Source organism: Bartonella sp. AP3QHHD (assembly GCF_042195765.1).
GTDB lineage: Bacteria > Pseudomonadota > Alphaproteobacteria > Rhizobiales > Rhizobiaceae > Bartonella.
In genome coordinates this window covers 1-12,734 of the sequence record NZ_JBHIPC010000057.1, presented here as the reverse complement: position 1 = coordinate 12,734, position 12,734 = coordinate 1, and the positions used below count along the sequence as shown (strand labels likewise).

The following is a 12,734-nucleotide window of genomic DNA, read 5'->3' as shown; positions in this document are numbered from 1 at the left end:
TGCATTATGTGAAACACCCATCTTCTTCGCAAACGCACGAACCGATAGACCCTTACGATTCTTCTTATTCATAGTTGCTCCATTTTGAATGGTATATACGAATTATTGTACACTTTAATTATTGACAAGGCTTTATTTTTCGTGTACATAAAATATATGAAGATAGTGTGGGATGAACCAAAAAGAGCTTTGAACATTGTTAAACATAAGCTTGATTTTGCTGATGTTATTTACTTTGACTGGGAACATGCTCTTATTGATGCAACCCATTCAAACCGCATGAAGGCTATTGGACATTTTGCGGATGGCACAACAGTTATTGTTTTTGCAAAGCTTGGCAATGAAGCGATATCCATTATCAGTTTTCGTCAAGCGAATAAAAAAGAAAGAGAGGTTTTCAATGACTATCAAAAAAACCTTTGAAACAGGATGTGGCTATACAAAAGAAGACTGGGACGCTGTGGATTCCCCACCACTAACAGATGAAGAACTTGCACGCTTAAAGCCAGCTAAAGACGTTTTACCAGCCTCTTTTTTTAAGTATGTAACAGAAGAGCGCCGTAAACGTGGGCGTCCACCCGTTGAATCTCCTAAACAAGCGGTTACTCTCCGTCTCGACCCAAATGTTATTGCCTCTTTTAAAAAACAAGGAAAAGATTGGCGAACACGTATGGGTGAAGTCTTAAAAAAAGCAAGTGGCAGCTAAACCAACCACCTCCCCATTTTTGAGAACGGGGAGGGGAGTTCTGTTTTTAAGTTAAGCAACCTTTTTAATGGGGCTTTCTAAATCTGGTTCGTAAGCTTTCAAAAAAGGATTCATAGCCATGGGAAACTCTGAAGCTCCGAAATCTGTAAGAACTGCCAGAATCTTTGTAAAATTGGGCACTTCATCTTGAAGTTCTAAAATCAAAGCTTTTTCCACCACGCCCATGACCTGCACCAGCGTGTTACAATCCTCATCTCCAACACTTTGATGATTGGAAAATTGAGCCAACGCTATCCACAAATCGCATAAGAAGTCGACACTGCTATTCATTGCACACCCCCAAAGATTTGCTCTCTCAAACATGCCAATCCTCTGGATGTAATTTTTGTTGAAGGGAGCACTTTTTCTGTACCATCTGGTCTTTGAATGGTGATAGCAGGACAGTCCATGAAACCTTTTTTGATTTTATCTTGATAAGGTAACAGAGGCGCCCCTGGAGTACGCCGATACACCCAACCATGTTTACGCAAGTAATCAGTTAAATCCTTTGGTCGTACTTCCAACATCTTTGCTGCTTCAATAAGACCGAATAAACCATCAGAGCGTTTTAAGCCTTCCAAAGCCTCTGCTTTAGGCTTGAGTGTATTCACCTCATTTCTTAAGTCTTCTAATTGATTAATACTCTCTAAAAGGAGCTGTTTGATCGTAAGAGGATTTTCCAATGCATTGGCAAGATTTATTTGCGGTGTTGCTACTTGTTTCAAAAGTCGTTCACATTTGATAAAATATTGACGAGCTTCATGTCCTTTATCGTTACGCTCTATCATGGAAAGGTGTTTAGCCATGTCTAAGGTGAGGTAGTATTCTATGCTTGGGCGCCCACCTTTTTCTAAATTTTTAGAAAAACCTATAAAGTCTATATTTTCTCGAAAATTACATTCTTTAATGCGATTTTTAATCCAGTCTGCAAACTTTGATGTAATTTCCAAAAATGCGTGCAATTCACGCGCATTAACAGTTTGAACAGTTTCCTGATCAATAACCTGTTCTGATATTTCTATAAGTGTGTTCATAATGAACTCCTAGTTGTTAGAGGTTTCTTAATGACACTCTAAAAGAGTGCCGGGCGCTAAGAAACACGGCAACTAGCCCGTCGTTATGCTTTCCCCGAAAGGGTATTATATGGCATAACCACACCCGACAATATTATTATATGCATATAGCATACAATGAGTCAAAGCTTTTAAATTGCGGAAAACGAGTTATTTCGGCAACCAATCCGCTAGTTGTTTTAAGGTGTTTCTTAGGCACCTGATTCGACAATAGATATAATGATACTGTCTTGTCAAGTGATAAAAAACTTTTTCTAAAAAATAATCCACTATTGTACAGTGTGTATATGAGGACACATTAAATTTGTTATTTATCAATGAGTTAAGTGTACAATGTACAGTTGATTTGAAAATTCTGTCGCTAGCGATAGTTCGCGCTCGTCCGCCCCGCAACAGACCCAACCCGCTGGGAAGTACCTTTTGCATTGATTTTATTGTATTTTTTCTGGAAAAAACCAAAGCGCAAATGATAATCTGCTTTAAAAATTACAATTAAAGTGAGTAGCGTGTTGACATAGCTTAAGAACATTATTTAGCTTTCTTATTGGCGGCATATTCTTGACGAGCAAGTTGGTACTGTATGTTGGCAATTAATCTTTCATTGGCTTTTTTTACAATAGTACTTGCAATCTCTGGCTTGGACATCACCCCAGCAATGGAGGGTCCTTTTTGTTTTGCAATGGGGAATTGATCTCCATCGGCTCTTTGAAACACATTCCCATTCAGCTTTTTTAATTCAACGCGCTTTGGAAAACTCCCACCTTTGATAAAAGCATGGGGTAAGATTTCTTTCTTTCCAAACAGTGTGTAAGTTACGCCGCGTTTTGTTTCTCTTGCTTGAAAAAATTTAAGAGGTATTGGTGTTCCAGAACCAATGATATCTGTCTCAAGAAACCTTGCTGTCGCCTTTTCTTTAATATAAACACCTCTTCTTATACGCTTTATTTGGGCTGATGAGATGTCTGCAACTTGCTTTTCAGTAAAGCGTTCAACTTGTTTTGCTGCAGTGTTTAGAGCATTACGCAGAGCCCAATTAAGGCGTGGTGCTTGAAGACTGGTGAAGGTATCCTTCACCTGTTGAAGATACCATTTTTGGTGGATGATTAACTTCAACTTCTAAGCCTTTTTTGGGGTAGGTGACTTGGAAGCTTTAGATGCTTTTGGCTGTTCGAGTGGAATTTCCTCTGTCACTGGTTCAGACGATGTTTGTACGGCTTCTTGTTTTATCTGCTTAATTTGTTCAATTGCCTTATCTGTTTTTGCTGTTGTCTTGACGTCAACAAAAAGTTTTGCAGCATTGGCGCGCTTGAGACGTGCGTAGACTTGATTAGAAACTTCAACAAATGGATTATTGGGTGTTGATGGTTCAAAGCGAACAGTGCTTTTATTGTCTCCAACAACACACATTGGCTTAGTGATGACAGCTTTCATCATTGCTCCTTTTGCGTCATAATTAATGACATCATTAGTCAATTATTGATTTTTGTTATTTGAAAAATAGATTAGTCAGAATTACCCAGAAAACAGGGCTTTCTAGCCACGTTTCAAGATCACATTTTACTAAATTTTTAGAGGATATTTTTGAATTTTGGACGCAATTCGACCAGTACAGCAGCGTCATTAAATACGACTTTTCACATATTGTCAACAAAAAAATCAATATATTGTGTTTTTTTTATTTTTTTACCTAAATATGCTGCTTTACAAACAAATGATGCAAATATTCCGTTCCCAAAAATCGTTTATACGTTAAAGCATTTACCATTTATTTTTTGGATAAAAATACTTCTGGAGAGCATTTAGAGCAATACGCAAAGAACTAACAAGATGTGGTAATGTTTGGTTTTCTATAACAAGATGTTGTATCGCGGCATAAAGATTATACTGTCTATAGAGGTGTTGTGCTTCTTTGATAGCCTCTTGCATGTTTGAAAACTGTTCTGTTGCAAATTTAATCCATTTTTCTTTTGCTGTCTCATCAGAAGATGAGGGCATTTTATCATAAACAGCACTTGGCAAACCTTTTGCACACGAATAGTCATTTTTCACTTCAAGATATTTTTGTGCAGCATCATACTGATCTTGATTAATCACACCTTGCAGATAAAGCCGTCCGATATAGGTACCGGAAAGCGGATTTTTAGCCTCTTCTATGGTCAAACAGAAGCGTTTGGCACGCATTTCAATTGCCAATTTATCCATGGGTTCATGCGGTGTTTTTGCTCGTGAGATGCGTCCATTTGGTTCTCTGATACATCCTTTAATCCGAGGACGACCGCGTTTTGCACGTTTTTTTCTTTTTGTCATATTTTTTTTCAATCAGAATGGGACGCTATCGTTAAGAGCGGTTCTATAATCTTGAGCACCTGAAGCGATAGCATAATTTTGAGAAGTAATGGGTGAAGGGAATGCCGATTGCTCTTTTTTGGCATCAAGCAAATACAACTCGCCTTTGAATTGTGGTAAGACAATCTCTGTTGTGTAACGGTCATGCCCATTTTTATCTTGCCATTTGCGTGTCTGTAATTTTCCTTCTATGTAAACCTTTGAACCTTTGTTTAGATATTGAAGTGCAATTTTTGCCAAATGTGGATTAAAAATCACAACGGAATGCCATTCTGTTTTCTCTACTTTTTGATTGGTTTTTTTATCTGTATAGCTCTCAGAAGTCGCTATACTAAAATTGACTATTTCTGCTCCAGAATTCATTGTTTTGCTTTCGGGATCAGCACCTAAACGCCCGATTAATGTCACTTTATTTAGCATGTTTTTTCTTACCTTAAACTTGTACTTTAATACATAGAAAATCTTAGCATGATTTGCTTATTTTTTCAATTATTTCAAAATGATAATATTGTTTTTTAACATATAAAATTATATTTAATATGCAAAAAAACATAAATAGTTCAGTGTTCATTTAAAACTCTTGAAATACATACATAAATGTATTAACATAAGATATGAAAATAAGATTTGAATGGGATGAAGCTAAAGCGAAAAGTAATCTTAGAAAGCACCGTGTCAGTTTTGAAATTGCTGCTCGTGTTTTTGCAGACCCGTTCGCCATGGTTAAACAAGACCGTATTGAAAACGGAGAATATCGTTGGCAAACTTTGGGTCTTGTGGATGGTTTTTTACTGCTGCTCGTGGCGCATACTGTCCATGACGATAAAGATGGTATAGAAGTAATCCGTATTATTTCAGCGCGGCGAGCTAACTCGAAAGAAAGGAAACGTTATGAAGAAGAAAGTTCTTTATGAAATTGATGTAGGTAACTTATCACCTTTGACAGATAAACAGAGAGTTGAAGTTGATAAGCTGGCTGCAATGCCGGACAGTGCAATTGATCATAGTGATATTCCGTCACTCAATGATGCATTTTGGAAAAACGCCGTTCGCAATCCATTCTATAAACCAACCAAAACTGTCACAACAGTACGTGTGGATTCAGACGTTCTAGCGTGGCTTAAAAGTCAAGGGAAAGGATATCAAACACGGATTAACGCAATTTTACGTGACGCCATGCTTCGTTCAATGCGTTGATCTCTTTCCTGCTACAAAGAGTATCAAACTGCTTTCGATAGTTTTTTATCTCCTTGTTGATCTCATCTATGAACGTTGAGAAGAAACAACGTAATCTGAACAGTTTTATAAAATCGGAAATTTTACTATAGCTTTTTAACTGAGCACTGTAGTGTGTAAATAGATATATTTATTAAACTGCGTGTACGTAACATAAGGAAAAATACACAGACTAAAAAAGAATACCAAAGAGCAATATCTGAGTACCAAAGTACATTATCCAATGAAAAAGAAAGCTTGTACTCCACGTACTTAGAAATGAAAGGTAAAGAAACAGTTTCCTTATAACTATTTGGGAAAATTAAAACGACAAGTGCTAAACTTATTAGCTTTAAAAGTCTGTGCATATACTGTTGTAAATCACGTGTTAGTTTCACCCAACCTGTTGTATTGCCGCGTTTGTATTTTGGGTTGCTCTGCAATTCAGAAGGAATCTTGGAATTGCATAAAATTGCAAAAACAGTTGTGACTATTACCAAAGAAACAGATGCGAATGTCAAAATACTTTGAATAAAGTAGGGATTTTTTTTAATTCCTAAAAAACATAAAAATATAAAAGTTATAATGCCAAACAAGGCTCTTAGCTGCTTATCTGTAAACATATTTATTTCCTGCGGTTTTCGATAATTTTTTGATCTCTCTGTTAATCTCATCTATAAGAGGTTCGTAATTGAGAATGCTTTTCGGAATATTCCCACCGTAAACCCATGCTTTCACCTGCGCTTTGGTACTAAAATCTGCATTTTCTGGTGTGGTATAATACTGTCCGCCATCAAACTTTTCACACTCTCTTGTGCCGTCTTCATATTCGTAGAGGTTGTAAAAATACTCCTCTGCTCCGTCTCCCCAAGGAACATAACCAACAGCTGTTGCAACAAACTCTTTTTGCATAGGCTGTTTACGTTTTTTAAAGAATCTTCGTTTTAATATTTCCATGTTTTAATTCCTATTTTTACCAATTGGTCTATTTACCTAAAATTTGACCGTACAGAGCGTTTTATATTGCGGATGTGGTTTTCATCGTAAAATCTTTAAATCGCTTTTTATGGTACCTTTTTGTCGATTTAAATGCATATCTAATCGTAAAATGATCAGCACTTTTCACTATTTTGCTGTTTTAAGCCGCTTTAGAATTGCTACTGTTATGTTGCTCTTCACTAGGCTTGCCTATTCTCATGAATGAAATGCGCTTGCCTCCTAAAGCTAGGTTACGCGTATTTTCAACTGCTATAAAAACCTTCTCAGCAACACCATAAAGCCTGCTTTCTAAATCGCGACAATACTGCGCCAGATCAGCGCATGAGGGGACAAATGTTGTGGACATGCCTTTTGCCTCACCACGTATAAGATTTTTAACGGCTTGCAATAAAGACCAGAGTGAAATGCCGTTAAGAGCAGCGATATAAGCCTTTGCACGCGCTTCTGCATTCGAAACTTTTTGCATTGTCAAACCACCTTCAAGCACATCAAGAGCTTCTGCTATGTCTTCAACAGATGCTTTCAAGGTAAGTAAGTTTTGAACAGTCTGATAAGCTTCTAAAGCTTGTTTCTCTAGGGTTTTTGTCAATTGACTGCCATTGATCAAGGTCCATGGGAATTCCAGAGTTACACATCGCTCTATCTGTTGCACGGTATCTTGTAGAGGCGTCACTAAGCTGTGTTGCACCGATAAGATTACGGATTGTCTCTCCGGTACCACCGCGAGTTCTTTGATCTTTTGAAAAGTTTCCATTGTTTCCACCATTGTTGTTCGTGTTTTTCGTTTTTTCTAAACCCTCGATAGCCCTGCGTACCCAGTTACGCCATGTTGCTTGCCAATCGATTTTGGTTGCATTTGCTCCGGCTTTTGAACGCCAGTAATCTCGAAACTTTGCAATTTCGACTTTCACACGCTCTGAAGGCAAACCCGCTTCGATTGCAAAATCGTAATCGGGTTCGAAATCATCCGGTAATCGACAGCCCCGATTAGCTTTTGACCGCTTGGCTTTTTCCGGAACGTTTTCTTGCTCGTGAATGAGAGGTTGGTTTTCTGATGATGTCGCGTTTTGCTCTGATTGGCTCTCAACAGCATCAACCTCAATTGGCTCTTCAACCAAATCGGTTGTTTCTAAATTTTCAGAACCAATTTCTTTTTTTTCTAAAACGATAGTTTTAGTTTTTTTATTATATATGTTATTGTCTATGTTAATGTGTTTCATCATGATGTCATCATGACCTCGTGATGACGTCATCATGACATCATCATGGTTCTTTGATGAGTTATCTTTATGCTTATTTTTCTTAGTATTTGCAGCTTTTATAGCTTTTTCTGAAAGTTTATTTAGATTCTCATTGCAATTTTTTAATTCTTCTTCAACATCGAGATTCCATAAACGACCATCTTCTAAACGAATGATGTATCCCTCTTCTAGCAAAACATTCAATGCTGTCTCAAATTTCTTTACTGAATAACCAGTGTAATGAGATAAAACTTTAATATTACAAAAAAGAGGTTCACCAGTACGAAGCATGCGAAATCGCAATCTCATATAGATATTACCTTCTACAGGAGGTAAATAATCGACGACCACCGCCCATTTATCGGCAAACAGTCTCGTCCATGGTATTTTACCGGACATGTATATCCCCTTCTTTCATTAAATATAAAATTGCCAAAGCATCTGCTTCGTTGTCATCACAAGGCGCGTGACCTTTTGCACGCATTGCCTTAATCATTTCTTCTTTTGACGCATTCCCTTTGCCTGTCATTGCTTTCTTAATGGTACCAACGGGAATGCCTTCATACGGTATCTGATGATGTTCACACCACGCCGTTAATGTTGCTAGAAAGCCCCCATAAACATGAGAAGCGTCTGTACCCACATGCCGGCGGACCTCTTCAAAATATACTGCATCAATTTCATCAACAGACCTCTTTAGTTCAGTAAGCCATTTCTTAAAGCGCAAGTAACGCATGCCACCGCCTTCAAAACGGCGTGATTGAAAATGTTCTGTATCACTTGTGATAAAACCATCTGCATCACGAAGCGCCCAGCCTGTCTTAGTCCCTAGATCAAGGCAAAGAATTGTATGAGACATCTAAATCACCAGTACCTACTTCTCATTAATCTTGTGCTTTAAACTCTCAATCTCAGCATCTAATTCCTTAAGAATTTTCTTCTTTTTTATGACGGGTTGAGCAGAAGTATACACTATGTAAATAGGCGCAACTAAAAGTATAAAAACCATCATTGCAATAAAAAACACTGCATTTATTGATATGAATAAGTAGAGTACTAATTCACCTAGATTCATGTTCCCACCCCATTCTTGAAGATATGCATTTTCAAATCGTGTAAAATTTTATGTTTTTTCGAAATGATCTCACGGAGTTTATCGTTCTTTTTGTCTAATATTTCCGAGACAACAAAGGAGATTATAAGTAAATCAAAGATCACAAATGCAATACCCAAAGCTATCGCTGTCACACTCATCTTTTTTCCCTCACTTTCTTTTCTTCTTATGAGGCGGCGTTTTTACTGCACCTTCACGCTGCTTAAGCTCTTGTCTTAGTCTTTCAATTTCCTCGTCACGTGATTGAACATCTGCTTTTAGTGCCATCACTACTTCACTTACATCTCTGAATGCCTTTTCATGTTCTTCAGTCCTTTGTTGTAGTTCTTTTATCGCTCTATCGCGTTCTTTAATTGCAATATTCAGATCACTAGTTCTCTTTGCCACGTCCTTTGAAGATGCACTTCTTGACCACGCGTATTCTTCATCAAGAGTTTTTATGCTGCTTTTTAAAGTCAAGACCTGCTCTTTAAGAACTTTGACTTTGTTGCGATAATAAAATACAACACGCAACATCGCTCCGCATACAAGCAAAGCTCCCAAAACTACCAAGCCCGCTATTAAAATCTCATTCGAACTCATTCTGATCTCTATTCTTTGCTTTTAGGGCGGTCATCTCGGCCAATCCGTTTTGCCTCGCATTCCATTAAAAAAAGAATGCAACAAGCCGCATGTGCCAAGTGTGATAAATTACTCTCGCCATCCTTATTCTCTCCACCAAACCATGCTAATAAATGACGTAAAGAAGCTCCATACAAACGGCTCCAATTCATGCCATGACGCCAATTGCTTGCACCGTATTTGTTTTCTCCAAGCTCTAAAACTCTACCGATTTCAATCAGTGTCAACGGTGGAATAAGATCAACACGCGGTTTACCAATGTCATTCTTATGTGCTTTAAAAACCATGATTATCCCCCCCTTAAGGCTCTACGTATTTATATGTTTGCTATGACAGAGCGTTTAGTCATAAATTAAAAAAAATGAACTTACTCAATTCAAAAATACACTGCATGCCTCATCTCGTTACATTTAATGTTTGGACCGATTGTGTTTTTCAAAAATTTTTTGAGAGTTTTCTTTGAAATATTTTGTGTCGCCATGCATCTTTATGGACAATTCTGGTCCTAAAGAATTTTTGGCTATTAAATGGTTGTTTTCATCAAAAGAAAAATTCCAATCAGAATTATTAAAAACGATTGTACAGCCTTCTGGAAAACCTATTTCCTGTATTAAATCTTTCAAAATATAAAAAGTATAATATGATTTTTGCAAAACATTTACATAGCTTTGCTCTTTTTTACGATATAAATAAAAAACTTTACGATAGGCCCACAAACAAAAAACCGTAATTACATTGGTCGTAAAAAGTATAATAATTGCCGCTAAACCATAATCCATCTTTACTTTCTTTCTTCTTAAGAGTGTGAAGGCTGCTGTGGGTGTTTGTTATCAGCTGTAGTAAGTGGCACGCCCACCTCTTCAAGAGAGGGGCGTGGGTATAAATCGACATACCAGTCAACGGGACGAACAATACCATTGGTTGTCTTTTCAATCTTTAAGACAATTTCAGGCTCAGGAAACCGCAAGCCGCGTAAATACCTGTTAATCGTACTCTGTGCTACGCCAACTTGCTTCCCAAATTCGGCTTGAGATAGTTTATTTCGTGTGAGATATGATTTCAATTTTTCCATAATTCAAATAAATACCATAAAAGACTGTTTTAGTCAATAAAAAAATACCTTTATGGACTTTGTTAAATAAGCAGTCTTGGTGTAAGGTTTAGAGCATGCATATAATTAAAAAATTGAGGAAAGATTTGGGACTCACACAGGTGAAATTGGCTGAAAAAGCTGGTACCACGCAACCTCAAATAAAACGGCTTGAAAAAGGTGAGCGAAAATTAACCAAAGAGTGGGCGGAAAAGTTAGCACCACATCTTGGTGTAAAGCCGTTTAATCTTCTTTTCCCAGAAAACGAGGAAATACATCCCATATCTAATGCTATTGGAATGATACCGGTGATAGGAAAAGTTGCTGCTAGCTCGTGGATGTCGGTCGAAGATATGGATTTTGGATTTGATGACATAGAATATGTACCCAGCACCTCGAAATACCCAGCTCACTTTCAATTTGCTTTAAAAATCGAGGGCAACTGCCTTAACAAAATTGCTCGTGATGGTGATCAACTTATTTGCGTAGACATAATAAAAGCCGGCATTAATGTGGAACCTAACGATCTCGTGATAGTTGAACGCAGCCGATTCAATGGTCAAATGATTGAGCGTACAGCTAAACGTATACGTCAAACTATTAGTGGATTTGAACTATGGCCTGAAAGTACTGAACCCAATCATCAAGAACCTATCAAAATAAATGGGGCAACTGATGGAGAGGAGATTCGTGTAGTTGGGAAAGTTCTTTGGATTTTAAGAAAACCCTGAAAACAAAGGAGAAGCGGGAATGGGGACAGTAGACGAGAGCTTAAAAATAATAGCTGATAAAGTCAAAAATCATTCAGATACTATGTTAACTGAAGAAGCGGTCAAAACAGCGGTCGTTTTACCATTTCTGCGCGCACTTGGGTATGATATTTTCGATCCACTTGAAGTCATTCCCGAGTTTACTGCTGATGCCGTTGGTAAAAAAGGTGAAAAAGTTGACTATGCTATCCGTATAGACGGTGAGATACGTATTCTTTTTGAGTGCAAACCGATATCTTGCGAATTGAGTTCAAAGCATTTAAGTCAATTATATCGATACTTTAGTGTAACGAATGCTAAATTCGCGATTTTGACAAATGGTCGATTTTTTCATTTTTACACAGATCTTGATGCTGCAAACAAGCTCGATAATAGGCCATTCCTTACTTTTGATGTAATAGAATACAATACTGTGGTACTTACAGAGCTTAAAAAGTTTGAACGCTCAGCATTTAATATTGAAAATATATTGGTGACAGCCGAGCAGCTCAAATATGTATCTGGAATAAAACAAAACATCCAAAAAGAAATAGAAAATCCGTCCGAAGGTTTTGTTCGTGTTGCTTGTGCGGATGTTTATGAAGGGCGCCTGACTGCTAATGTCTTAGAAATGCTCACAGGTGTTACTAAAAATGCGTTTCGCGAAGTAATATCTGATGCGGTAAAAAGTCGGCTTTCTAGCGCTTTACAAACAACAACTGAAACCGACAAGCAAGATAATATTGCTACATCTATTGGTAATGAACATGCCATAATAACGACCGAAGAGGAAGTTGAAGGCTTCATGATTGTCAAGGCAATTGCGCGTGAAGTTATTTCTGCCGACCGTATTGTTATCAGAGATGCAAAGTCGTACTGCGCCATTTTAATTGACAATAATAACAGAAAGCCGTTGGTTCGACTGCACTTTAACAGAAAACATAAGCAACTAGCCCTTTTCGATACTGATATTGATGAAAAAGTCGGTATTGAAACGCTAGATAATATTTATGATTTTGCAGACAGAATAAGAGAAACAGCAAAAAAATATTTATAAGATATTCTAACAACCTATGTATGCCCCGCTGAAGCGGGGTTTTTTTGTTCGTCCGCAGTTTTTATAAAAAAACTACGGCGTTATCTACCCATCGATTGGCTCTGTCTGCACACTGCCCCAATTTTTCCTGCATATAAATTTCAAATACAGCTAACTGATTTATTTTTTTACGGGATACTAGGAAGTATCATGCCTCTACACTGAACGCTACAATACTCAAACCGATTCGTAATAAATATTAAAGTTCATTTATAAAAAACCATTTTAGCATAAAATGACTTGACCATAATAATCCTTTACGGTATACTCCTCTATAACAACATATCACGAAGAAGCAAAAGCCGATCTGGTGTAGATTAAATTACATTAACACGAACAATCGCCAAGAGGCGTTAGGGAGGAAAAATTATGGATAAGCCAATTCTTATTAATTCCAATGAAATTTTATTAGTTGTCTATGATGATGATCAAAACATTGGTCGGT

21 protein-coding genes are annotated in these 12,734 nt (G+C 37.4%); 6 read left to right on the top strand and 15 right to left on the bottom strand.

What is annotated here, in order from left to right; translation table 11 throughout:
- Positions 1-156 precede the first annotated feature (156 nt).
- Both ACFIL7_RS03380 and ACFIL7_RS03375 read left to right on the top strand, forming a co-directional pair.
- Positions 157-423 (top strand): BrnT family toxin, encoded by a 267-nt coding sequence (locus ACFIL7_RS03380; protein WP_375613975.1) that lies wholly within the window; start codon positions 157-159, stop codon positions 421-423.
- Positions 401-706, top strand: a complete 306-nt coding sequence (locus ACFIL7_RS03375; protein WP_006589112.1) for a BrnA antitoxin family protein — start codon at positions 401-403, stop codon at positions 704-706. The genes ACFIL7_RS03380 and ACFIL7_RS03375 overlap by 23 nt, the downstream gene beginning before the upstream one ends.
- 51 nt (positions 707-757) lie before the next feature.
- Here the strand turns inward: ACFIL7_RS03375 and ACFIL7_RS03370 are convergent, their stop codons facing one another.
- The 6 genes from ACFIL7_RS03370 to ssb all read right to left on the bottom strand — a co-directional run bounded on the left by ACFIL7_RS03370 (position 758) and on the right by ssb (position 4,584).
- A complete protein-coding gene (locus tag ACFIL7_RS03370) occupies positions 758-1,036 on the bottom strand; it encodes a hypothetical protein (protein WP_375613974.1) in 279 nt (92 codons plus the stop codon).
- Positions 1,033-1,779, bottom strand: coding sequence for an antA/AntB antirepressor family protein (locus tag ACFIL7_RS03365; RefSeq protein WP_375629428.1), 747 nt, complete (start codon positions 1,777-1,779; stop codon positions 1,033-1,035). The genes ACFIL7_RS03370 and ACFIL7_RS03365 overlap by 4 nt, the downstream gene beginning before the upstream one ends.
- 567 nt (positions 1,780-2,346) lie before the next feature.
- Positions 2,347-2,931 carry a hypothetical protein gene (locus ACFIL7_RS03360; protein ID WP_375683359.1) on the bottom strand — a complete coding sequence of 195 codons (585 nt, stop codon included), beginning with the start codon at positions 2,929-2,931 and terminating at the stop codon, positions 2,347-2,349.
- Between the two features lie 3 nt (positions 2,932-2,934).
- Positions 2,935-3,249, bottom strand: a complete 315-nt coding sequence (locus ACFIL7_RS03355) for a hypothetical protein (RefSeq protein WP_375655788.1) — start codon at positions 3,247-3,249, stop codon at positions 2,935-2,937.
- Between the two features lie 327 nt (positions 3,250-3,576).
- A complete protein-coding gene (locus ACFIL7_RS03350) occupies positions 3,577-4,125 on the bottom strand; it encodes a hypothetical protein (protein WP_375683358.1) in 549 nt (182 codons plus the stop codon).
- Between the two features lie 12 nt (positions 4,126-4,137).
- A complete protein-coding gene (ssb, locus tag ACFIL7_RS03345) occupies positions 4,138-4,584 on the bottom strand; it encodes a single-stranded DNA-binding protein (protein WP_375683357.1) in 447 nt (148 codons plus the stop codon).
- Positions 4,585-4,778: 194 nt separating this feature from the next.
- Between ssb and ACFIL7_RS03340 the strand changes: the two genes are divergently transcribed.
- Positions 4,779-5,078: a BrnT family toxin gene (locus ACFIL7_RS03340; RefSeq protein WP_375612484.1), complete on the top strand. Its 300-nt coding sequence runs from the start codon at positions 4,779-4,781 to the stop codon at positions 5,076-5,078.
- On the top strand, positions 5,056-5,361 hold the full coding sequence (locus tag ACFIL7_RS03335) for a BrnA antitoxin family protein (protein WP_273756873.1): 306 nt from the start codon (positions 5,056-5,058) through the stop codon (positions 5,359-5,361). Before ACFIL7_RS03340 ends, ACFIL7_RS03335 begins: the two co-directional genes overlap by 23 nt.
- A gap of 125 nt (positions 5,362-5,486) precedes the next feature.
- On the opposite strand, the gene ACFIL7_RS03330 is transcribed toward ACFIL7_RS03335, so the two are convergent.
- The 9 genes from ACFIL7_RS03330 to ACFIL7_RS03290 form a co-directional block, all read right to left on the bottom strand.
- A complete protein-coding gene (locus ACFIL7_RS03330; protein ID WP_375643798.1) occupies positions 5,487-6,002 on the bottom strand; it encodes a hypothetical protein in 516 nt (171 codons plus the stop codon).
- Entirely contained in the window at positions 5,989-6,336 is a 348-nt protein-coding gene (locus ACFIL7_RS03325; RefSeq protein WP_375655533.1) for a hypothetical protein, read from the bottom strand. Before ACFIL7_RS03325 ends, ACFIL7_RS03330 begins: the two co-directional genes overlap by 14 nt.
- Positions 6,337-6,517: 181 nt before the next feature.
- Positions 6,518-6,967, bottom strand: coding sequence for a hypothetical protein (locus ACFIL7_RS03320; RefSeq protein WP_375635175.1), 450 nt, complete (start codon positions 6,965-6,967; stop codon positions 6,518-6,520).
- Positions 6,888-8,018 (bottom strand): hypothetical protein, encoded by a 1,131-nt coding sequence (locus ACFIL7_RS03315; protein WP_375683356.1) that lies wholly within the window; start codon positions 8,016-8,018, stop codon positions 6,888-6,890. The genes ACFIL7_RS03320 and ACFIL7_RS03315 overlap by 80 nt, the downstream gene beginning before the upstream one ends.
- Positions 8,008-8,478, bottom strand: coding sequence for a crossover junction endodeoxyribonuclease RuvC (locus ACFIL7_RS03310; protein WP_375613944.1), 471 nt, complete (start codon positions 8,476-8,478; stop codon positions 8,008-8,010). Before ACFIL7_RS03310 ends, ACFIL7_RS03315 begins: the two co-directional genes overlap by 11 nt.
- Before the next feature lie 405 nt (positions 8,479-8,883).
- Positions 8,884-9,315, bottom strand: coding sequence for a hypothetical protein (locus ACFIL7_RS03305; RefSeq protein ID WP_375633225.1), 432 nt, complete (start codon positions 9,313-9,315; stop codon positions 8,884-8,886).
- 8 nt (positions 9,316-9,323) lie between these two features.
- Positions 9,324-9,641: a dATP/dGTP diphosphohydrolase domain-containing protein gene (locus ACFIL7_RS03300; RefSeq protein ID WP_375613946.1), complete on the bottom strand. Its 318-nt coding sequence runs from the start codon at positions 9,639-9,641 to the stop codon at positions 9,324-9,326.
- Positions 9,642-9,764: 123 nt separating this feature from the next.
- Positions 9,765-10,133: a hypothetical protein gene (locus ACFIL7_RS03295; RefSeq protein ID WP_375613947.1), complete on the bottom strand. Its 369-nt coding sequence runs from the start codon at positions 10,131-10,133 to the stop codon at positions 9,765-9,767.
- Positions 10,134-10,150: 17 nt separating this feature from the next.
- Complete coding sequence (locus tag ACFIL7_RS03290) at positions 10,151-10,426, bottom strand: helix-turn-helix domain-containing protein (RefSeq protein ID WP_375633226.1); 276 nt, start codon at positions 10,424-10,426, stop codon at positions 10,151-10,153.
- A gap of 95 nt (positions 10,427-10,521) precedes the next feature.
- Between ACFIL7_RS03290 and ACFIL7_RS03285 the strand changes: the two genes are divergently transcribed.
- Positions 10,522-11,175 carry a LexA family transcriptional regulator gene (locus ACFIL7_RS03285; protein ID WP_004856665.1) on the top strand — a complete coding sequence of 218 codons (654 nt, stop codon included), beginning with the start codon at positions 10,522-10,524 and terminating at the stop codon, positions 11,173-11,175.
- A gap of 19 nt (positions 11,176-11,194) precedes the next feature.
- Entirely contained in the window at positions 11,195-12,250 is a 1,056-nt protein-coding gene (locus tag ACFIL7_RS03280; protein ID WP_144755027.1) for a type I restriction endonuclease, read from the top strand.
- Positions 12,251-12,734 lie beyond the last annotated feature (484 nt).